Source organism: Planomicrobium sp. CPCC 101110, from assembly GCF_007859395.1.
Classification (GTDB): Bacteria; Bacillota; Bacilli; order Bacillales_A; family Planococcaceae; genus Planococcus.
Window position 1 is genome coordinate 102,114 of the sequence record NZ_VOHD01000011.1, and the last position, 20,513, is coordinate 122,626.

The 20,513-nt window shown below is 47.8% G+C and carries 24 protein-coding genes and 1 tRNA gene; 24 read left to right on the forward strand and 1 reads right to left on the reverse strand.

The genetic code is table 11. The features are described from left to right. Position 1: 1 nt before the first annotated feature. The 20 genes from hprK to FQV30_RS16415 all read left to right on the forward strand — a co-directional run bounded on the left by hprK (position 2) and on the right by FQV30_RS16415 (position 16,889). Entirely contained in the window at positions 2-928 is a 927-nt protein-coding gene (hprK, locus tag FQV30_RS16320) for an HPr(Ser) kinase/phosphatase (RefSeq protein WP_146501194.1), read from the forward strand. Between the two features lie 21 nt (positions 929-949). Continuing rightward, on the forward strand, positions 950-1,759 hold the full coding sequence (gene lgt / locus FQV30_RS16325; RefSeq protein WP_146501195.1) for a prolipoprotein diacylglyceryl transferase: 810 nt from the start codon (positions 950-952) through the stop codon (positions 1,757-1,759). Between the two features lie 14 nt (positions 1,760-1,773). Beyond that, entirely contained in the window at positions 1,774-2,709 is a 936-nt protein-coding gene (locus tag FQV30_RS16330) for a nucleoside recognition domain-containing protein (protein WP_146501196.1), read from the forward strand. After that, positions 2,706-3,359, forward strand: coding sequence for a pyrophosphatase PpaX (ppaX, locus tag FQV30_RS16335; protein WP_146501197.1), 654 nt, complete (start codon positions 2,706-2,708; stop codon positions 3,357-3,359). The genes FQV30_RS16330 and ppaX overlap by 4 nt, the downstream gene beginning before the upstream one ends. After that, on the forward strand, positions 3,356-3,868 hold the full coding sequence (locus FQV30_RS16340; RefSeq protein WP_146501198.1) for an acyltransferase: 513 nt from the start codon (positions 3,356-3,358) through the stop codon (positions 3,866-3,868). Before ppaX ends, FQV30_RS16340 begins: the two co-directional genes overlap by 4 nt. A gap of 130 nt (positions 3,869-3,998) precedes the next feature. Continuing rightward, positions 3,999-5,162: an ATP phosphoribosyltransferase regulatory subunit gene (hisZ, locus tag FQV30_RS16345; RefSeq protein WP_146501199.1), complete on the forward strand. Its 1,164-nt coding sequence runs from the start codon at positions 3,999-4,001 to the stop codon at positions 5,160-5,162. Continuing rightward, positions 5,155-5,781 carry an ATP phosphoribosyltransferase gene (gene hisG, locus FQV30_RS16350; RefSeq protein ID WP_146501200.1) on the forward strand — a complete coding sequence of 209 codons (627 nt, stop codon included), beginning with the start codon at positions 5,155-5,157 and terminating at the stop codon, positions 5,779-5,781. Before hisZ ends, hisG begins: the two co-directional genes overlap by 8 nt. Beyond that, positions 5,778-7,061, forward strand: coding sequence for a histidinol dehydrogenase (gene hisD / locus FQV30_RS16355; protein WP_146501201.1), 1,284 nt, complete (start codon positions 5,778-5,780; stop codon positions 7,059-7,061). The genes hisG and hisD overlap by 4 nt, the downstream gene beginning before the upstream one ends. Continuing rightward, the gene (hisB, locus tag FQV30_RS16360; RefSeq protein WP_370512411.1) at positions 7,058-7,645 is read left to right on the forward strand and encodes an imidazoleglycerol-phosphate dehydratase HisB; all 588 of its coding nucleotides are present in this window, start codon (positions 7,058-7,060) and stop codon (positions 7,643-7,645) included. The genes hisD and hisB overlap by 4 nt, the downstream gene beginning before the upstream one ends. Continuing rightward, positions 7,642-8,295: an imidazole glycerol phosphate synthase subunit HisH gene (hisH, locus tag FQV30_RS16365; protein WP_146501203.1), complete on the forward strand. Its 654-nt coding sequence runs from the start codon at positions 7,642-7,644 to the stop codon at positions 8,293-8,295. Before hisB ends, hisH begins: the two co-directional genes overlap by 4 nt. Further along, the gene (gene hisA / locus FQV30_RS16370; RefSeq protein ID WP_146501204.1) at positions 8,264-8,992 is read left to right on the forward strand and encodes a 1-(5-phosphoribosyl)-5-[(5-phosphoribosylamino)methylideneamino]imidazole-4-carboxamide isomerase; all 729 of its coding nucleotides are present in this window, start codon (positions 8,264-8,266) and stop codon (positions 8,990-8,992) included. Before hisH ends, hisA begins: the two co-directional genes overlap by 32 nt. Further along, complete coding sequence (hisF, locus tag FQV30_RS16375) at positions 8,986-9,738, forward strand: imidazole glycerol phosphate synthase subunit HisF (RefSeq protein ID WP_146501205.1); 753 nt, start codon at positions 8,986-8,988, stop codon at positions 9,736-9,738. Before hisA ends, hisF begins: the two co-directional genes overlap by 7 nt. Further along, positions 9,735-10,361, forward strand: a complete 627-nt coding sequence (hisIE, locus tag FQV30_RS16380; protein WP_146501206.1) for a bifunctional phosphoribosyl-AMP cyclohydrolase/phosphoribosyl-ATP diphosphatase HisIE — start codon at positions 9,735-9,737, stop codon at positions 10,359-10,361. Before hisF ends, hisIE begins: the two co-directional genes overlap by 4 nt. A gap of 82 nt (positions 10,362-10,443) precedes the next feature. Then, positions 10,444-11,970, forward strand: a complete 1,527-nt coding sequence (locus FQV30_RS16385; RefSeq protein ID WP_146501207.1) for a tetratricopeptide repeat protein — start codon at positions 10,444-10,446, stop codon at positions 11,968-11,970. A 66-nt stretch (positions 11,971-12,036) separates the two neighbouring features. Then, positions 12,037-12,990, forward strand: a complete 954-nt coding sequence (gene trxB, locus FQV30_RS16390; RefSeq protein ID WP_146501208.1) for a thioredoxin-disulfide reductase — start codon at positions 12,037-12,039, stop codon at positions 12,988-12,990. A 246-nt stretch (positions 12,991-13,236) separates the two neighbouring features. Continuing rightward, positions 13,237-13,725, forward strand: a complete 489-nt coding sequence (locus FQV30_RS16395; protein WP_146501209.1) for an NUDIX domain-containing protein — start codon at positions 13,237-13,239, stop codon at positions 13,723-13,725. After that, a complete protein-coding gene (gene rapZ, locus FQV30_RS16400; protein ID WP_146501210.1) occupies positions 13,712-14,599 on the forward strand; it encodes an RNase adapter RapZ in 888 nt (295 codons plus the stop codon). Before FQV30_RS16395 ends, rapZ begins: the two co-directional genes overlap by 14 nt. Positions 14,600-14,603: 4 nt before the next feature. Beyond that, on the forward strand, positions 14,604-15,599 hold the full coding sequence (locus tag FQV30_RS16405; RefSeq protein ID WP_146501211.1) for a gluconeogenesis factor YvcK family protein: 996 nt from the start codon (positions 14,604-14,606) through the stop codon (positions 15,597-15,599). Positions 15,600-15,623: 24 nt separating this feature from the next. Continuing rightward, positions 15,624-16,574 carry a DNA-binding protein WhiA gene (gene whiA / locus FQV30_RS16410; protein ID WP_146501212.1) on the forward strand — a complete coding sequence of 317 codons (951 nt, stop codon included), beginning with the start codon at positions 15,624-15,626 and terminating at the stop codon, positions 16,572-16,574. A gap of 57 nt (positions 16,575-16,631) precedes the next feature. Next, the gene (locus FQV30_RS16415; protein WP_146501213.1) at positions 16,632-16,889 is read left to right on the forward strand and encodes an HPr family phosphocarrier protein; all 258 of its coding nucleotides are present in this window, start codon (positions 16,632-16,634) and stop codon (positions 16,887-16,889) included. A gap of 151 nt (positions 16,890-17,040) precedes the next feature. On the opposite strand, the gene clpP is transcribed toward FQV30_RS16415, so the two are convergent. After that, positions 17,041-17,643 (reverse strand): ATP-dependent Clp endopeptidase proteolytic subunit ClpP, encoded by a 603-nt coding sequence (clpP, locus tag FQV30_RS16420; RefSeq protein ID WP_146501214.1) that lies wholly within the window; start codon positions 17,641-17,643, stop codon positions 17,041-17,043. 183 nt (positions 17,644-17,826) lie between these two features. Here clpP and FQV30_RS16425 point away from each other — a divergent pair. From FQV30_RS16425 to gap, 4 genes are all read left to right on the forward strand, one after another. Further along, positions 17,827-17,898: transfer RNA gene (locus FQV30_RS16425), tRNA-Arg, on the forward strand. A 162-nt stretch (positions 17,899-18,060) separates the two neighbouring features. After that, complete coding sequence (locus FQV30_RS16430) at positions 18,061-18,291, forward strand: glutaredoxin family protein (protein ID WP_146501215.1); 231 nt, start codon at positions 18,061-18,063, stop codon at positions 18,289-18,291. 105 nt (positions 18,292-18,396) lie between these two features. Then, positions 18,397-19,440 carry a sugar-binding transcriptional regulator gene (locus FQV30_RS16435; protein WP_146501216.1) on the forward strand — a complete coding sequence of 348 codons (1,044 nt, stop codon included), beginning with the start codon at positions 18,397-18,399 and terminating at the stop codon, positions 19,438-19,440. Continuing rightward, positions 19,441-20,445: a type I glyceraldehyde-3-phosphate dehydrogenase gene (gap, locus tag FQV30_RS16440; RefSeq protein WP_146501217.1), complete on the forward strand. Its 1,005-nt coding sequence runs from the start codon at positions 19,441-19,443 to the stop codon at positions 20,443-20,445. It begins immediately after the preceding gene. The last annotated feature ends 68 nt before the right edge of the window (positions 20,446-20,513 follow it).

A 20,513-nucleotide genomic window follows, 5' to 3' on the forward strand; every position in this document is an offset into this window, starting at 1 on the left:
CATGGGACAGGTAACAGCAAAACAAGTGATGGAAACTTTTGAACTGAAGTTGATCAGTGGAGAAGAAGGCATCGGCCGCCACATTCCGATCAGTGATATTTCACGGCCAGGATTGGAAATGGCCGGCTATTTTACGCATTACCCGGCAAACCGGGTGCAATTGCTTGGCAAAACAGAACTTTCCTTTTTTGAAATGTTAGAGCCGGATGAGCGGAAAGACCGGATGATGAGATTGTGCACAAATGAAACGCCCGTCGTCATTGTGGCGCACGATATGGAGGCGCCGCCGGAATTGGTTGCTGCATCGAGCCAGAAACATGTTCCGGTATTAAGCACGAAAATAGCGACAACGCGGTTCTCAAGTTCATTGACAAACTATCTGGAAAGCCAATTGGCGCCGACAACGGCTGTCCACGGCGTGCTTGTTGATATTTATGGCGTCGGGGTCCTGCTTACCGGGAAAAGCGGTGTCGGGAAAAGTGAAACAGCTCTTGAATTGGTGAAGAAAGGGCACCGTCTAGTTGCTGATGATTGCGTTGAGATTCATCAGGAAGGGGAAAATACATTAGTCGGGCATTCGCCGAAGCTGATCGAGCATTTGCTTGAAATTCGGGGAGTGGGCATCATCGATGTTATGACCTTGTTTGGCGCAAGTGCGGTCCGCACATTCAAACGGATTTCACTGGTCATTGATTTGGAACTGTGGGACGCAGATAAAACTTATGACCGCCTAGGCCTTGAAGAAGAGAAAATGAGAATCATTGATACGGATATCACAAAGCTGACGATTCCTGTCCGTCCCGGCCGAAACTTGTCGGTTATCATTGAAGTGGCGGCGATGAATTACCGCTTGAAGCGCATGGGCGTGAATGCGGCAGAAGAGTTCTCGAAACGGCTCAACGAAGTCATCGCGCTGGATACACATTAATGGAATGGGAAGGTGCAGTACATGTATTCGATTTTAGGCTCAATTGACCCGATCGCATTTTCACTCGGTCCGATCGATGTCCGCTGGTACGGTGTCATTATCGCAGCGGGCATTCTTCTTGCTTTTCTGGTCGGGCAGCGTGAGATGGTGAAGCGGGGGCTTCATCCGGAATTTTTGACCGATCTTTTGATATGGGCGGTTCCGCTGTCAATTATCGGTGCGCGCATTTATTATGTTATTTTCCAGTGGGGCCACTACAAGGAGAACCCGGGCGAAATCATCCAGATATGGAATGGCGGAATCGCCATTCATGGGGCATTGATCGCCGCGGTCATTGTCGCTTATATTTTCACCAAACGAAGAAATACTTCGTTCCTGAAGGTGGCGGATATTTTGGCGCCGAGCATCTTGATCGGCCAAGCAGTTGGCCGGTGGGGGAATTTCATCAACCAGGAAGCGCATGGCGGCGAAGTGTCGCGGGCATTTTTGGAAAATCTTTTTATCCCTGATTGGATCATCAATCAGATGTACATAAACGGTGCTTACTACCATCCGACTTTTTTGTATGAATCCATGTGGAGTTTAGTGGGAATCATCATTTTGCTTCTTTTGCGGCGGGTGAATCTGGTCCGCGGCGAACTGTTTTTCTTTTACATGCTCTGGTATTCTGTCGGCCGCTTTTTTATCGAAGGAATGCGGACGGACAGCTTGGTTGCCAATGGGCTGCGTGCAGCCCAAATCGTCTCGGTGATTGCCATCATCCTGGCAATCGGATTGATCGTTTACCGGCGGATAGCAATTAAAAACCCGCCCCACTATAAAGACAATTAGAAAGAAGAGATGGAATGTCGACTTTGAAAAATGGTTTGAAAGCAGGGCTGTTGACGACTTGGACATTGGGGAAAGTGATTTTTCCGATCACTTTAATCGTGACGATACTTCAATTCACACCCGTATTGCCGTTCATCATCGATTTGGTTGCGCCGCTGATGGGGCTCTTCGGCCTGGGAGGGGACGCGGCGATTCCTTTGGTGCTTGGCAACGCGTTAAACTTATATGCCGGAATCGCAGGGATTCTGTCGCTGGAGTTAACGGTCAAAGAAGTCTTTATCCTGGCCGTGATGTTGTCGTTTTCTCATAATATTTTCATCGAAACGAGCGTGGCGCTGAAAGTGGGCGTCAAGCTCTGGGTCGTATTGCTCGTCCGCTTCGGATTGGCTACAATCTCCGGTATTGTCATCAATTTGGTCTGGAAAGGCGGCGGGGAAGTGGCGCAATATGGTTTTGCGCCGAAAGCTGCAGCTGTCCCTGAAAGCTGGCTGGAAATATTTTTGTTCGGCTTTGAAAAAGCGGCGTTTGGAATCTTGCAGCTGGCAATGATCGTCATTCCATTGATGCTAGCCATTCAAATTCTAAAAGACAAAAAATACTTGCAGCGCTTTTCAGATATGCTCGGTCCGCTGACCCGTTTGCTTGGCATCCAGAAAAATGCTTCGCTGACGCTTGCCTCTGGTTTGATTTTCGGTTTGGCGATGGGGGCAGGGGTGATGATTCAAGCGGTCAAAGAAGACGGCGTCAGCAAAAAAGATGCCACGTTGGCCTTTATTTTTCTCGTTTCCTGCCACGCTGTCGTGGAGGATACGCTGATTTTCATTCCGCTGGGGATTCCGGTATGGCCGCTCCTGATCATACGGATTGTCACGGCGCTCGGATTGACGATTTTCGTTTCCTACTACTGGCGGCGGGCGGAACAAAATAGGAAGGAAGTGCTCTCAACATGAACAAACCCATTACTACGCTGTTATTTGATTTTGATGGAACTCTGCTTGATACGAATGAGCTGATCATCCAGACCTTCCTGTCGGTCCTTGGCCGGCGATACCCTGGCCGTTTCAGCCGGGAAGATGTGATGCATTTCATCGGACCGTCGCTCAAACAGACATTTGAAGCGATTGACCCGGAAAATGTGGAAGAACTGATTGAAGAATACCGCTCGCTCAATAAAACCTTGCACGATGAGCTGGTATCGGAATATGACGGCGTTCCGGAAACGCTGCGCTTATTGAAAAGCCGCGGCTTGAAGATGGCGATCGTTTCCACGAAACGGAGAGAGACGATTCTCCACGGATTAAATCTGATGGGCATACCGGATCTTTTTGATGTTATCGTCGGACTGGATCAAGTGACTCATCCGAAACCGGATCCCGAGCCATTGAAACTTGCTTTGGAGCTGCTCGGCTCAACTCCGGAAGAAGCGCTGATGATCGGAGACAATTCGCATGATATCGATGGCGGAAAAAATGCCGGCGTCCGGACAGCCGGCGTGGCATGGGCCGCAAAAGGCGAAGCGTTCATTGCATCACTGGAGCCGGATTTCATGCTGCAGCACATCAGCGATTTGCATGAATTGACGAAAGAAGCGGCACAATGAGAAAAACGGAACGACATTTCGTGACTGGCGCAAATTCGCTTTGGCACATCTATAAAACCGTTCCGTTCTGGAAAGTCATGAAAAATTTTACCGTTATTCAACTGGCGCGCTATACACCGTTTTTGCCGATGAAAAACTGGCTCTACAAAACGTTTCTCCGGATGAAAATCGGGGAACAGACTTCTTTTGCGCTGATGGTCATGCCGGACGTCATGTTTCCGGAAAAAATTACCGTCGGACGAAACTCGGTAATCGGCTATAATACCACCATTCTCGCGCATGAATATTTAATAGAAGAATATCGCCTCGGTGAAGTCATTATCGGAAACCGCGTACTGATTGGCGCGAATACCACAATATTGCCGGGCGTTACGATCGGGGACGGCGCCATTATATCGGCTGCCACACTCGTTCATAAAGATGTTCCGGCTGGTGCTTTTGTGGGTGGAAATCCGATGAAAGTGATTTACACAGCCCAACAAATGGCCGAACGCCAAACCAAATCCTGAAAGCAATTGCGCTTTCAGGGTTTTTTTAACCTCAATTCCTTGACGCTTCCTGGAAATGTGCGATAAAATAATTAATACTTCATCACATTAGCAAACTAAAGTAAAATAACCAAAAATAGGAAGTGTTCATATGACGATTGAAATGTTTGAGAAGCCTCTTGGCATGCGTGACGATTTTCCTTTTATCGCTAAAAAGAAAACGGAGCTCCGCGCAAAAGGAACAAAAATCATGCAGCAAGCGGGCTATGATCTGCTTCAGACGCCGACGCTTGAATACTATGAAACAATTGGCAAAATATCGGCCATTCCTGATAACGCTCTGTTCAAATTGCTGGACAATCAAGGCGAGACGCTTGTGCTGCGTCCGGATATGACATCGCCGATTGCACGGGTGGTTGCCTCAAAGTTATTGAAGGAGAAAATGCCGGTACGGCTCGCATACTATTCGAACGTTTTCCGCGCGCAAAAGCGGGAAGGCGGCAGGCCGGCTGAATTTGAGCAAATGGGTGTAGAGCTGATCGGGGATAACTCGCTATACGCCGATGCGGAAGTGATTATTTTGGCATCGACAATTCTAAAAGAGCTGGAAGTGGAATCCAGCCGTATCGTCGTCGGGCACACCAGGCTGCTGCAATCCATATTGATGGAGTTCGGCTTGGATGACCGCCAGATTGAAATTGTCCGGGAAGCGCTGGTGTCAAAAAACAGCGTGAAGTTCGAACAGATCGTCGAAGGACTGGCTATTGAAGAAGGAAAAACCGAATCATTCAAGGCGCTGAACCGTTCAAAAACTTTGGAAGACTGGAAGCAGTGGATTAATTTTTCAAATCCCGAACAAGCGGCTTTGTATGAAGAAATGTTGAAGCTGCAAAAGATTATCGAGCGGAATGGCTTGTCCGGCTCTGTAACGTACGATTTGTCTTTTGTCAGCCATATGACTTATTACACGGGACTGGTATTTGAGTTTTACGGTGCAGGAAGCGGGTTTCCGCTAGGCAACGGCGGACGTTATGACGGCTTGATGAAGCAGTTTGGCTTGCATGTGGGGGCGACGGGCTTCGGCTTGCGGGTTGACCGGCTGCTGGAAGCAATCGCACCAAAGCAGGAAGATGCTGCTGATACATTGATATTGTTCGGGGAAGAAACTGAACAGCAGGCACATGAGCAGGCGCAGGAATTGCGGGAAAAGGGCGTTCATGTAACGCTTCAATACGCGCCTGCGGTTCAGGCAATTGAGGAATTCGCGGGATTGTTCAGGGAAGTAATACGATTGGATGGTGCTTTGAATGGATGAATTGACGATTGCGATGCCGAAAGGGCGGATATTTGAAGAAGCTTATGAACTGCTGGTAAATGCGGGCTATGATCTGCCGAAGGAACTTGATGATTCCCGAAAGCTGATTGTCGAAGCGCCAAACGAAAAAATCCGGTTTATTTTAGCGAAACCGATGGATGTTCCGGTTTATGTGGAGCACGGCGTTGCGGATGTGGGGATTGCTGGAAAAGACGTCATGCTTGAGCTTGACCGCTCTGTGCATGAACTTCTTGATCTTGGCATCAGCCAATGCTACATCGCGACAGCGGGCCTTCCGAATACGGAAATGAATCCGATGACTCCGCGCATTGCGACAAAGTATCCACAAATTGCGTCCCGTTTTTACAGGGGCAAAGGCGAACAGGTGGAGATTATCGAATTGAACGGCTCGATTGAATTGGCTCCCATGATTGGGCTGGCAGACCGCATTGTCGACATTGTATCGACCGGAAAGACGCTAAAAGAAAACGGGCTGGTGGAATACGACAAAATCGTGGATATCACTTCCCGGCTGATTGCCAATCCCGTCAGTTATCGGCTAAAGCAGGACCGCATCCAAGAGCTTGTGGAAAAACTGAGAAAGCAGGCGGTAAAATGAAGCGGACTCGTTTATCTTCAGGCATTTCCATTAGGCGGACAATTGCCGAAGGAAGCAGCCAGCAAGTCCAGGCTGTCAAAGAAATTATTGCGGCAGTCCGGTCGGAAGGGGACGCTGCGCTCCTTCGCTATACCGAAAAATGGGACGGCGCGAAACTGGATCGCTTGCGCGTTGCGCAGGAAGAAATCGCTGAAGCGGTAGAGCGTTTTGATTCCCAATTGCTGGCGGACTTGACGGAAGCGGCGGACAATATACGCCGTTATCATGAAAGCCAAAAACAGGAAGGCTATAAACTTGAAAAAAGCGACGGCTCTTATGTGGCGCAGCGCGTCACGGCTATCGATTCAGCCGGCTTGTACGTGCCAGGGGGCACAGCCGCATATCCTTCATCGGTTTTGATGAATGTCATCCCGGCACAGGTGGCGGGGGTCGGGCGAATCGTGCTGATTTCACCGCCAGGAAAAGACGGCAGTTTATCAGACGGCGTATTGGCCGCGGCCCATATCTTGGGTATCGATGAAGTTTATAAATCAGGCGGGGCACAAGCCATTGCGGCTTTGGCGTATGGCACGGAATCCATTGCGCCTGTCGATAAAATAACAGGGCCGGGCAATATTTTTGTGGCGCTCGCGAAGCGTGAAGTGAACGGGGATGTCGCAATCGACATGATAGCCGGCCCGAGCGAGATTGCCATAATTGCCGATGACACCGCTTTTCCGGATGAAGTTGCGGCAGACCTGCTGTCCCAGGCGGAACATGATCCGATGGCATGTGCGGTGCTGCTTACGGCAAGTGCAAGTTTAGCCGAAGCGGTATCGAGGGAAGTTCAAAAACAAGCAGAGGCTTTGCCAAGGCACGCCATTGCGCAACAAGCGGTCGAGGATCATGGCATGATTTACCTCGGCGACACTCTTGAAGAAGTGATTGATGCGGCAAATGAGCTTGCGCCGGAGCATCTGGAAATCATGACGGAAGATCCTGAGGCGGTAGCGGAAAAAATTCGCCACGCCGGCGCCATTTTTATCGGCCGTTTTTCCTCGGAGCCGGTCGGCGATTATTTTGCCGGCACCAATCATGTGCTGCCGACAAATAGCACTGCACGTTTTTCGAGCGCGTTATCGGTTTACGATTTTGTAAAACGGACAAGCATCATCCGTTACAGTGAACAGCAATGGCAGCAGAACAAAGATAAAATAGCCCGTCTGGCGCGGTTGGAAGGTTTGGAAGGCCATGCGCGCGCTGTCGAATCCAGGTCATGGGAAAAGGAGACTGAATCATGAGAAAAGCCGAGTTGAAACGCGATACCAATGAAACGAAAATAGCCGTAGCCTTCGCGCTTGATGGTGAGGGAAAAGCTGATATTAATACAGGAGTGCCGTTCATGGACCACATGCTTGACTTGTTCATCAAACACGGATTGTTTGATGGGGATATCAAGGCGGACGGGGATACGCATATCGATGACCACCACACAACAGAAGATATCGGCATTGTGCTGGGACAAGCGGTGAAAGAAGCGCTTGGCGACAAAAAAGGCATCCGCCGTTACGGCAACGCTTTCGTGCCGATGGATGATGCCCTGGCGCAAGTGGTCATCGACTGCTCAAACCGGCCGCATTTGGAATTCCGCGGAAATATCCCGAATGCCAAAGTGGGAACTTTCGACACGGAATTGGTTTACGAGTTTTTATGGAAATTCGCACTTGAATCGCGCATGAATGTCCACGTCATTATCCATTACGGCGAAAATACGCATCACATCATTGAAGCCGTATTCAAAGCGCTTGCCCGTGCACTGGATGAAGCGACAAGCATCGATCCGCGGGTGAAAGGCGTTCCATCGACAAAGGGGTTGTTGACATGATCATCGGCATCATCGATTACGGTATGGGCAATTTGTTCAGTGTTGAACAAGCGTTGAAAAAACTGGAATGCACAGTTATCATGTCCGACGATCCCGAAATTCTGGAAGAAGCGGAAGCGATTCTGCTGCCGGGCGTCGGGGCATTTCCGGATGCCATGGGATTGCTGGACCAAAAGGGCCTTTCTGCGTTTATCCAATCGCTGCCCCAAAAAAACATTCCTTTGCTCGGCATTTGCCTTGGGATGCAATTGTTGTATGAAGATAGTACTGAAGGCAAGTTGACACAAGGGCTTGGCTTGTTGAAAGGCCATATCCGCCGTTTCGAAAAAGGGACGGACCGCATTCCCCACATGGGATGGAACCGGCTGCATTTTCCGCGCATGCCTTATTGGCTGAAGGATATCCAAAGCGATACGCATGTCTACTTTGTCCATTCGTTCCTCGCAACGGATACGGTGCCGGAACAAGTGTGGGCAACTGCGGAATACAGCGGTGTCGAAGTGCCCGGTGTGGTCGGAACCGGCTTGATTACCGGCATGCAGTTCCATCCGGAAAAGTCGGGGGATTTTGGCCATTATTTATTGGAGCAGTGGATTGCAAACGTCAGGAGGAACCAAGATGAGCAAGTTTCAAATCTATCCCGCGATTGATCTGCGCGGTGGCAAGTGTGTACGGTTATTCCAAGGGGATTATGCGCAGGAAACGGTATACGGCGATTCACCGTATGAAATGGCGAAAAAATTTGCTGATGCGGGGGCTGAATGGATCCATATGGTCGATCTGGATGGTGCAAAAGATGGAGTCCGCATAAATGACGGAGCAGTGATCCAGGCGGCTTCTTTGCCGGTCAACGTCCAAGTCGGCGGCGGCATTCGGACGCGTGAAGACATTGAGCATTATTTGGCGAACGGAATTAGCCGCGTTATTATCGGCAGCCTTGCCATACGTGAACCGGAGCTTGTTGTAGCGTTTCTCCAGGAATTCGGGCCTGAAAAAATCGTCATCGGCATTGACGCCAAAAACGGCATGGCCGCAACAGAAGGCTGGATTGAGACATCCGGCCAGTCGGCAAGGGATGTCGCGAACTTCTTTACATCAAAAGGGGCCAAACATTTCATCTACACCGATATCGCGACGGATGGGACACTTGCTGGCCCGAACATCAAAGCGAATATCGATTTGGCTGATTCGGAAACAGCGGAAATTATTGTTTCAGGCGGGATTGGCTCTTTGGAAGATGTCCGCAACGTGAAAAAAGCGTCGGAAGAAAGCAATATTGCAGGCGTGATCATCGGAAAAGCCCTTTACGAAAACCGTTTTACCCTTGAGGAGGCGCTGTCATGCTGACAAAAAGGATTATCCCATGTCTCGATGTAAAAGAAGGGCGTGTAGTGAAAGGCGTCAGTTTCGTATCGTTGCGCGATGCCGGAGACCCGGTCGAGCTTGCGCGTTTTTACGACAAACAAGGGGCTGACGAATTGGTCTTTTTGGATATTTCGGCATCCCATGAAGGAAAAGAAACAATGGTCGAAGTGGTCAAGACGGTCGCGACCGAATTGTCCATTCCGTTCACGGTCGGCGGTGGAATCCGTACGCTTGAAGATATGAAGCGGATGCTGCGCGCAGGCGCCGACAAAGTTTCTTTGAATACGGCCGCTCTTGACCGGCCGGAGCTTATCAAAGAAGGCGCGGACTTTTTCGGGTCGCAGTGCATCGTTGTCGCGATAGATGCCAAACGCAACGGCGGCAGCTGGGATGTTTATACGCACGGCGGCCGCAACAAAACCGAGTGGGATGCCGTCGAGTGGGCGAAGAAAAGTGTCGAGCTTGGGGCAGGGGAACTGCTGGTGACAAGCATGGACAAAGACGGAGCCAAAAACGGTTTTGACCTGGAGCTGACAAAAGCGATCCGGGATGCTGTGGAAGTGCCGGTCATTGCGAGCGGCGGGGCAGGAGCGCGCGAGCATTTTGAAGAGGCCTTCAAAAAAGTCGATGTGGATGCGGCGCTTGCGGCGTCAATTTTTCATTATAAGGAAACGAGCATTGCCGAAGTAAAAGATTATTTGCGGAAAGAAGGAGTGAATGTTCGATGACGGATGTGAAATTTGACCAAGACGGCCTAGTTCCGGTTATTATACAAGATGCGAATTCGAAAGAAGTGCTGACACTGGCTTACGCCAACGAAGAAGCTCTTCAAAAAACGATGGAAACGAACGAAACATGGCTTTATTCAAGAAGCCGGAAGGAATTGTGGAACAAAGGCGCGACGAGCGGCAATACACAGCAAGTCACGGCGGTCCGCCTGGATTGCGACGGCGACTCCCTCATCTATGAAGTGATTCCGAACGGTCCGGCATGCCACACCGGTGAAAAAAGCTGCTTCCATGAAACGATTCATGGCACGGCCAATGAATCGGCAGCTGATATGTTCGGGCAATTGACCGGCCTCATCCAAAAGCGGGAAGAGGAAATGCCCGAAGGGGCCTATACGACGTACTTGTTTACTGAAGGAGTCGACAAAATCTGCAAGAAAGTCGGCGAAGAAGCGTCGGAAGTGATCATTGCTGCGAAAAACCGGGATCCTCAAGAGCTGTCAATGGAAACGGCTGATTTGCTCTACCATGTCCTCGTTTTGCTGCAGGAGCAGAAAGTCAGCCTGGATCAAGTGATCGATGTTCTAAAAGAGCGCCATGCAACCAAAACTTCAAGTAAATAATAGGGGAATATGCTATAATAATAAGCATATTTAAGTATAGGGACGAAGCTATTCGTTCCTTTTACTTTTTCGGAGGCATATTTTGGAGAATAAAAAGAAGAAAAACCAAGAGAATGTACTGTCATTCATTCCAACAGGAGAATACTATTACAAAAAAGCGCTCAAAGAGCTGCAGCGCGACCAGTTCCAAAAAGCCCATAAATATTTGCAGCGCGCTACCGAGCTAAGTCCCAAAGATCCGCTCATCCTGATGCACTACGGCATCGTCCTGATGGAAATGCAGGAGTTCGAACGGGCGATGGATGCTTTGCGGGAAGCCTACAGCATCGACCCGGAGGAAACGGATATCCTTTTCTTCCTGGCGGAAGCGCATGCGCATATGGGTATGTTTTTGGAAGCCCGTAAATACGCGAAAAAGTATGTTGAACAGGATATTCAAGGCGATTATGCTGCGGAAGCGATGGAAATCATCGACTTTGCGGAACAGGAAGACTGGCAGCTTTTCGATGACGAAGGAGAAGCCCAGGACAGCGAATATTTCTATCAGCAGGAAAAAGCGCGGCGCTGGATGGAACAAGGCAATTTTGCAGGAGCCATCCACCTGCTGGAGCAGCTGATCGAAGAAAAGCCTGATTTTTGGGGAGCACACAACAATTTGGCGCTCGCTTATTTCTATGTGGGCGAAGCAGAGATGGCAAAAGCTTTGCTTCATGATGTGCTAAGGAGGAATCCGGGCAACCTTCATGCGCTTTGCAATCTGGCGGTCTTCCATTATTACGAGAAAAACGATGAGCTGGAAGATATCCTGGAACTGCTGAAAAAAATACAGCCGTATGTTTTTGAACATCGCTACAAATTAGGCGCCACGTTCGCATTGGTCGGGAAATACAAGGAAGCGTACCGTTGGCTGCGAAGTCTGCAAAAACGCGGATTCGACGGGGACCCCGCTTTCTATTTCTGGCTGTCCCATGCTGCTTACCATGCAGGGCACGAAGATGTGGCAAGACAAGCATGGAAGCAATTGACGAAGATGGATCCGGATAAAGAAGGCTATGAGCCATGGTCGGAAAACGCTGTGATGCCCCATGCTGACGCACTCGAACATGACCGTGACTATTTGGTGGAAAAACTGGATCATTCCCATAAGAGCGAGCGGTTATTCGGATTGTTTTTGCTTGGGAAGTCTTCCCACAAACAAGAAATTATCTCCCACCCAAAATGGCTGCAGTCAGACCAGCCGTCCCTTCTTGAAACATATTTGCTTGGCTATGCGCTCGGCCATCCGTTCAAAGAAGCGGTTCCCGAAGAACAGGCATTCATGCGCGCCATGAGGGCGACTGAAATCCTTTATGATAAAGAAGGAATGGTGACGCAGCAGGGATCTTATGCTTTTCAGATGTGGTTCATGATTTTCGATAAAGCATTTGACCGGCAGTACCAGTTCAAAAATCCGAATGCTTTGGCAGCAGCAGCGGACTATATGTTCAATTCGTCGCGCGACCAATCTGTTACAAAAAAAGTGATTGCGGAAACATACGGTATTTCTCCCGCCACGCTGACCAAATACGTCAACGAACTGATACAGTATTTGCCGATTTTTGAGTCGTAGGCAAAAAAGTTGATGGGATGGTTAGAATCTTATACGATTTAGCTACTGGGACTTAGGAGGTTCATTATGACTGAAAACATTAAAATTTATGATGTAATTATTATCGGTGCAGGGCCAGCTGGAATGACAGCAGCGGTTTACACATCCCGAGGCAATTTGTCCACGCTGATGTTGGAACGCGGAATTCCTGGCGGCCAAATGGCCAACACGGAAGAAATTGAAAATTATCCGGGCTTTGACCATATTCTAGGACCGGATCTTTCAACAAAAATGTTTGAACACGCGAAGAAATTCGGAGCCGAGTACGCATACGGCGACGTTAAAGAAATCATTGACGGGGAAGAATACAAAACCATTATTGCGGGTTCAAAAGAATACCGCGCTCGTGCCATTATCATCACAACCGGCGCAGAGTACAAGAAAATGGGGATTCCTGGCGAATCAGAGCTTGGCGGCCGCGGCGTCAGCTATTGCGCGGTTTGCGACGGAGCATTCTTCAAACAAAAACAATTGGTTGTTGTCGGCGGCGGAGATTCCGCAGTCGAAGAAGGCGTCTACTTGACTCGTTTTGCGGATAAAGTGACAATCGTTCACCGCCGCGATGAGCTGCGCGCCCAGAAAATTCTTCAAGACCGGGCATTTGCCAACGACAAAATCGACTTTATCTGGAGCCACACTGTCAAAGAAATCAATGCTGAAGAGGGCAAAGTCGGAAGCGTGACGCTCGTCTCCACAAAAGATGGAGCTGAACAGGAATTCAAAGCGGATGGCGTATTCATCTATATCGGGATGCTGCCGTTGACTAAACCGTTTGCTGATTTAGGAATCCTGAACGGAGAAGGCTATGTTGTTACTGATGACCATATGGCAACTTCAGTTCCTGGCATTTTTGCAGCAGGCGACGTACGGGAAAAAATGCTCCGCCAAGTTGTAACGGCAACAGGGGATGGAAGCATCGCTGCACAGGCTGTACAGCATTATGTAGAAGAATTGGCAGAAAAACTTAGCATAAAGGCTTAATTTAATCCTTTCTTAATCCTTTTGTAACATGCTTGTCATGAGCATGGGGTAAAGTAAAAGAGTAAATTGACCCCCTTTTTATAAAACTTTGATTGGCCGTTTTCCGAGTTTCTCGGAGACCGGCCTTTTTTTGGGGTTTTGGCGCTTGTCGGAGCTCCATAGGCGTCTGTGCTTTTCTTTTTTTGCATGGCACGCCCGGATAGGTGTATAATGGAGAGAGTTTACAATAGATGTGGAGTGTCGAATGTGCAGCGAATCGCGAATTTATTAGTTATCCAAAACGATCAAGTATTATTGCTTAAAAAACCGCGCCGTGATTGGTACGTGGCACCAGGCGGCAAGATGGAAGCCGGAGAATCGATATATGAGGCAGCCATAAGAGAATTCAAGGAAGAAACAAATGCAACACCGATCGGAACGCATTTGAAAGGCATCTACACGATGGTGATTGAAGACGCTGGCGAAAAAGTGGATGAGTGGATGCTTTTTACTTTTGCTGCAAGAGGATTGACTGGAGTTCCGTTCGAAGAAACACGTGAAGGTTTGCTTGAATGGCATCCTGTGGAAAGTTTGGCGTTTTTGCCGATGGCAGAGGGAGACCGGACCAATCTGCAATTTGCCGCACATCAAAGAGGAATGCAATATGGGACGTTCCGCTACACATCTGATTTTGATCTGTTAGAAGAGAATATCCAAATGTCGACGGAAGAGGTGGATTGCTATGATGGAAAATAATAACAATGAAGAAACTGAACTGATTGTTATCACCGGTATGTCGGGAGCCGGCAAGACAGTTGCAATCCAGAGCTTCGAGGATCTAGGATTTTTCACCATAGACAATTTGCCTCCGGCTTTATTGCTGACGTTCATGCAATTGATGCGTGATTCCGGCAAGTCGATGAAACGGGTGGCAGCAGTCATGGATTTGCGCGGCGGCGACTTTTTCGACAATCTGGTCGATGCCATCGATGGCTTGTCGAAAGAGCCGAAAATTTCCATCACGATTCTATTTCTTGATGCCGACAACCAGACGCTTGTCAGCCGTTACAAAGAGTCACGCCGTTCCCACCCGTTGTCTCCGGGCGGCCTCGTGCTTGGAGGGATTAAAAAAGAACGGGATATGCTGGAAGATCTGCAAGGAAGAGCGAAGTACATCTACAACACTTCCCAGATGACTCCACGGCAGTTGAAAGAAAAAATCATTTCGGATTTCTCGACGAAGTCCAGCAATGTTTTCACCGTCAACGTCGTCTCTTTCGGTTTCAAACACAGCATGCCGATTGATGCGGATCTTGTTTTCGATGTCCGCTTCTTGACGAATCCTTATTATGTAGAAGAATTGAATCCGCTATCCGGGCTGGATGAGCCTGTTTCCAGTTATGTGCTTGAAAAACCCGAAACACAGACCTTGGTCAGTAAACTGACGGATCTTTTCGAATTTATGATTCCGCTCTATAAAAATGAAGGAAAAGCGCAATTGGTCATCGCCTTTGGGTGCACAGGCGGACAACACCGCTCTGTTACATTAGCGGAATACTATGGAAAACTACTGTCCGAAAACTATAAAACCATCGTGACCCACAGGGACGTCAAACCAAGAAAGGGCTGAGTGGATGGAACAACATGTTCGCCGCAAGCGAATGGTGATTATTGGCGGAGGCACAGGACTTTCCACTCTCCTTCGGGGATTGAAAAAGTTTCCGCTTGATTTGACCGCTATTGTCACTGTAGCAGATGATGGCGGCAGTTCTGGGCGTTTAAGAGACGATTTGGATATTCCGCCTCCGGGAGATATACGCAATGTCATGGCGGCGTTATCGGATGCGGAACCATTGGTAGCGGAAATGTTCCAACATCGGTTCAAAGGATCGTTGGATCTTGGCGGCCATTCGTTGGGCAATCTGATGCTGGCGGCTCTGACCGAAATTACCGGTGATTTTTCACTTGCTGTTCGGGAAATGAGCCGGGTTTTGAATGTCAATGGCACAATATTGCCGGCGGCCAACCAATTGGTGACCCTTTACGCTGAATTGGAAGATGGATCGATGGTCAAAGGGGAATCCAAAATACCGGCATACTTGCAGAAGATAAAGCGGGTTTATCTAGAGCCGCACGACGTTAAAACACTTCCGGATACCATTGCGGCTATCCGGAACGCGGATATTATTGTTATCGGGCCGGGATCTTTGTATACTAGCATCTTGCCGAATTTATTAGTAAAAGATATAAGAAATGCGGTGGTTGCATCAAATGCGAAGAAAATCTATATTTGCAATTTGATGACTCAAGCAGGCGAAACTTATCGCTATACAGCAGCAGACCATGTACAAGCCCTCTATGACCACGTAGGAGAAGCTTTTTTAGACGCGATTTTGCTTGATAAAGTCGAAATTCCGCAAAATATTGCGGAGCGCTATAAAAAAGAGCGGGCGTGGCCTGTTGAATACGATGAAGAACGCCTGCGCCAACAGGGCCTTCACATCTTCAAAGAAGACATTGCCAATATTTTAGGGGAAGCTGTCCGGCACGAACCATCCAAAGTGGCAGAATGGCTTTTTGAATATGCAGGAGGGCTCGCTAAGGAAGATTCAACACAGATGTATTTCTAGTGTTTGAAAAGGGGGGAACATGTTTTGTCTTTCGCATCCGAAACAAAAAAAGAAATGACTCAAATCGAAGTGGATGATTGCTGTGGGAAAGCTGAACTATCGGCATTAATCCGCATGAATGGCACACTGTCATTTTCAAATCGGCAGCTGAGCCTAGATATACAGACCGAGAATGCTGCGATTGCAAGGCGGATTTATACGATGCTGAAGCGTTTTTACGCGGTTTATCCAGTAGAATTGCTGGTCCGGAAAAAAATGCGCTTAAAAAAGAACAATGTCTATATATGCCGCATACGGGAAGGCTCAAAGCATATATTGGAGGACTTGGCAATCTTGTCCGAAGGGTTTCAATTCCAGCATGAAATCGATAAAATGCTAGTTGAAAAAAATTGCTGCAAGCGCGCTTACTTGCGCGGTGCTTTTCTGGCGGGCGGGTCCGTCAACAACCCGGAAACTTCGTCTTACCATTTGGAAATCTATTCACTTTATAAAGACCATGCAGATTCTCTGGTTGAATTGATGAATAAGTTCCACTTGAACAGCAAAACTATTGAACGGAAAAAAGGGTTTGTTACTTATCTGAAAGAAGCTGAAAAAATATCCGATTTCTTCAGCATCACTGGGGCGCATTCCGCTTTGTTGAAATTTGAAGACGTCCGGATTATCCGGGATATGCGCAATAGCGTAAACCGTTTGGTGAATTGCGAGACTGCCAATCTGAACAAAACCATTGATGCCGCTCTTCGGCAAGTGGAGAATATTCGTTTTATCGATAATGCAATTGGCATCGACCAATTGCCGGAGCGGCTCCGGGAAATTGCACGGCTGCGCGTCGAATTTCAGGATATTACACTAAAAGAGCTTGGTGAAATGGTTTCTTCTGGAAATGTCAGCAAGTCGGGCGTCAACCACCGCTTGCGGAAAATTGATGAAATCGCAGAATCGCTTCGCAAAGGAGAAATGATCGGCCGGTAAAAAGCCGGCTGTTCTTTTATAGATGCAAGTTTAGTTGAGTTTTGGAGGAGGATCAGCATGGTAGAAAAAGAAGTGAAAGTTTTACTGAATACCGGACTTCAAGCAAGGCAAGCGGCGTTGTTTGTCCAAGAAGCGAACCGGTTCAACTCCGATGTCTATCTGGAAAAAGACAATAAAAAAGTCAATGCTAAAAGCATTATGGGACTAATGAGCTTAGCTATAAGCAAAGGCACGACAATCAAAATTACCGCAGATGGTACAGACGAAGAAACGGCAGTGGACTCTCTGTCTGCAATGGTTGATAAGCAAGCGTAAAACTCACGGTCATCGAGGCCGTGAATTTTTATAGGGCTGAAAATTTTTTCGCAGCCACAACTATTGGTTCCAAAAGCGCCAGCCGCATAAAAAAGCTTTCCCTGCCAAATAAAAAAACTCCCCGTCTCCATGGCGGGGAGTTTTTTTATTATTATTTTTTATCATTCGGCAATTTGTTGCGAGTGATGATTTGGTCAACCAAACCGTATTCAAGTGCGCGGTCAGCAGTCATGAAGTTATCGCGGTCTGTGTCTTTAGAGATAACATCTATCGGCTGGCCAGTGCGGTCAGATAAGATTTGGTTCAATTTTTCGCGCAAGTGCAAAATGCGTTTTGCAGCGATTTCGATTTCAGTGGCTTGGCCTTGAGCTCCGCCAAGTGGCTGATGGATCATGACTTCTGCGTTCGGAAGCGCATAGCGTTTGCCTTTCGTGCCAGCTGCAAGAAGGAAAGCCCCCATTGAAGCAGCCATACCGATGCAGATTGTCTGAACATCTGGACGGATGAATTGCATTGTGTCATAAATCGCCATACCGGCTGTGATGCTGCCGCCAGGGCTGTTGATGTAGATGGAAATATCTTTTTCAGGATCTTCCGCTTCAAGGAACAGAAGCTGAGCCACAATAGAATTGGCCACATTATCGTCGATGCCGCTTCCTAGCATAATAACGCGGTCTTTCAGCAAACGTGAATAAATGTCGTAAGCGCGTTCGCCACGGCTTGTTTGTTCAATTACTGTTGGGATTAAGTTCATGAATAGATCCTCCTCATATAGATGATTGATAACATTGCTGAAACAGGTTTCAGCTGTAGTATTATCATACACATGATGGTCAATGAAGGTCAAATATAATGAATTGAAAAAAGTGGGTTGATAATTTGAAAATACTTTTGTATAATAGAAAAGTCGCTAATACAGATTGCGAAATACAAATGCGCCCTCGTAGTGTAATGGATCACACGCAAGATTCCGGTTCTTGAAATGGGGGTTCGATTCCCTCCGAGGGTATCCAGAATTATAAGCTGAGCTGTTTGTCCGGTTTTCCGGATGGATGGCTCAGCTTTTTTCTTTTCAGCCGCTTAGAGTATAATGGGATAGAGAAGGTTCTCCGGGTCCAGCCCCTAAGCCTTTCGAAAATGAATGGGAGTACATTACGAAAGAAGGAACCCTATGTTTACTTTATACACACGCCCAAATTGTCCATTATGCGAAGAAGCCAAGTTGATGATTGGGCTCGTACAGGAAGATTTTCCTCTGGAATACCAGGAAATCAACATCGAAACCGATCATGATCTTCATGAAAAGTATATGCTGATGATTCCGGTGCTTGAAAAAGATCGGAAGATTTTACTATACGGCAATATTGGTTATGCCGATTTACTAGGAGCGTTAGATTTATAACGCTTTTTTTGTTTGCTTTTTTATTTCTGTTTCGCTAGAATGATTCTAGCGGGACATTATTTGGTGTTGTGGGACAAAAAACGTCCAACCGGAGGGAGTGAAGCAATGGATCCATTAACGGAAGCGCAGCAAAAGCTTATGCCGGAAATGACCGAACTCCTGAAAAAACGCTATCAAATATTATTGACAATCCAAATGGAGGAGCCGATTGGCAGGCGGGCACTCAGCGAACTTGCCGGCTCCACCGAAAGAGAAATCAGGAAAGAAACGGATCTGTTGCGCAACCAGCAGCTGATCAAGGCAAAGTCCTCCGGCATGACTGTTTCTGACGAAGGCTTGGCTGTGCTCGATGCTTTAAAAGATTTCATGCGTGATGTGTCGGGGCTGATAGCAATGGAGAAGCAATTGAAATCCCTTCTTGGAATTTCGAGAGTGCTGATCCTTCCGCAAGACAGCGACGACATCCCGGCCGTAAAATCGAATATCGGCAAAGAAGCAGCCCGGCTATTGGAGTCCCTCTTCCCACAGCACAAAAAGATTGCAGTAACTGGCGGCAGCACCATGGCTGCCATTTCAAAGGAATTGTCTTCCGATAAAAAGGACAATACGCTGCAATTCATAGCTGCGCGCGGAGGGCTTGGCGAAGATGTGCTGCATCAAGCCAATACAATTGCCTCATCGTTTGCAGGAAAAACCGGGGGATCTGTCAAAACGCTTTACTTGCCGGACCATTTGAGCGCTGAAGCATATGAAATGATGATGCGTGAGCCGGTGATCAAGGAAATGATGAATTTGTATGACCAGACGGATGTAGTAGTCCATGGAATCGGGAATGCAGAAGAAATTGCCCTTCAGCGGCAATCTTCAACTGAGGAAGTCGAACGGATCCGTTCGGGCGGCGCGGTGAGTGAAGCGTTCGGCTATTACTTCGATAAAGAAGGAAAAGTAGTTTATCGCATCCGCACAGCGGGAATCCAATTAGAGCAAGTTCAAAAAGCTCCAGCGATCTTGGCAGTTGCAGGAGGACGGTCGAAAGCAAAAGCGATTCTTTCTTATTTCAAAAATGCAGCCCCTCAGACGAGCCTCATTACGGATGAAGGCGCTGCTCACAAAATACTTGAGTTAACTCAAAATCGGGAGGAAATTTAAATGACTTTAAAATTAGCAATTAACGGATTTGGACGTATCGGACGCATCGTATTCCGCCAGGCATTGGCAAACAACGAGGTAGAAGTGGTAGCAGTAAACGATTTGACTGATGCAAAAATGCTTGCACACCTTTTGAAATATGATTCTATCCACGGTATCCTGGATGCTGAAATTTCATCTGAAGGCAACGATTTGATCGTTAACGGCAAAAGAATCCACGTTTACTCTGAAAAAGATCCTGCAAACCTTCCATGGGGAGAAAACAACATTGACATCGTAATCGAGTCTACAGGATTCTTCACAAATGCTGAAGATGCGAAAAAACACATCCAAGCAGGCGCTAAAAAAGTTATCGTTTCTGCTCCAGGAAAAGGCATGAAAACTGTTGTTATGGGCGTTAACCATGAAAGCTACAACCCGGAAGAAGACCACGTTGTATCAAACGCTTCATGTACAACTAACGGCCTTGCTGGAATTTCAAAAATCCTGAACGACAAGTTCGGCATCAAAAAAGCGATGATGACAACAATCCACTCGTACACAAACGACCAAATTTTGTTGGATTCACCGCATAAGGACTACCGCCGCGCTCGTTCAGCAGCAGAGTCAATGATTCCGACAACTACTGGTGCTGCGGTTGCAGTAACACAAGTATTGCCTGAATTGGAAGGCAAACTTGACGGAATGGCGATCCGCGTTCCTACACCAAACGTATCATTGATCGACTTGGTTGCTGAATTAGAAACTGATGCAACTGTAGAAGATGTAAACAACGCTTTGAAAGAAGCAATCGATAAAGACGAAAACGGCTTCTTGAGCTACAGCGATCTTCCGCTTGTATCGCGCGACTATAACGGCAACACTTCTTCATCAACTGTCGACCTATTGTCCACAATGGAACTTGGCGGCAACATGGTGAAAGTTCTTGCTTGGTACGACAACGAGTCAGGCTACTCTGCACGCTGCATCGACATCGCGTTGCACATGTACAAAACTGGCCTGTAATCTCAAAATCATAGCTTAATTTCTTATGAACCTCTATAATAAAAGAGGGTAAAAGGGGTGGGGACTTA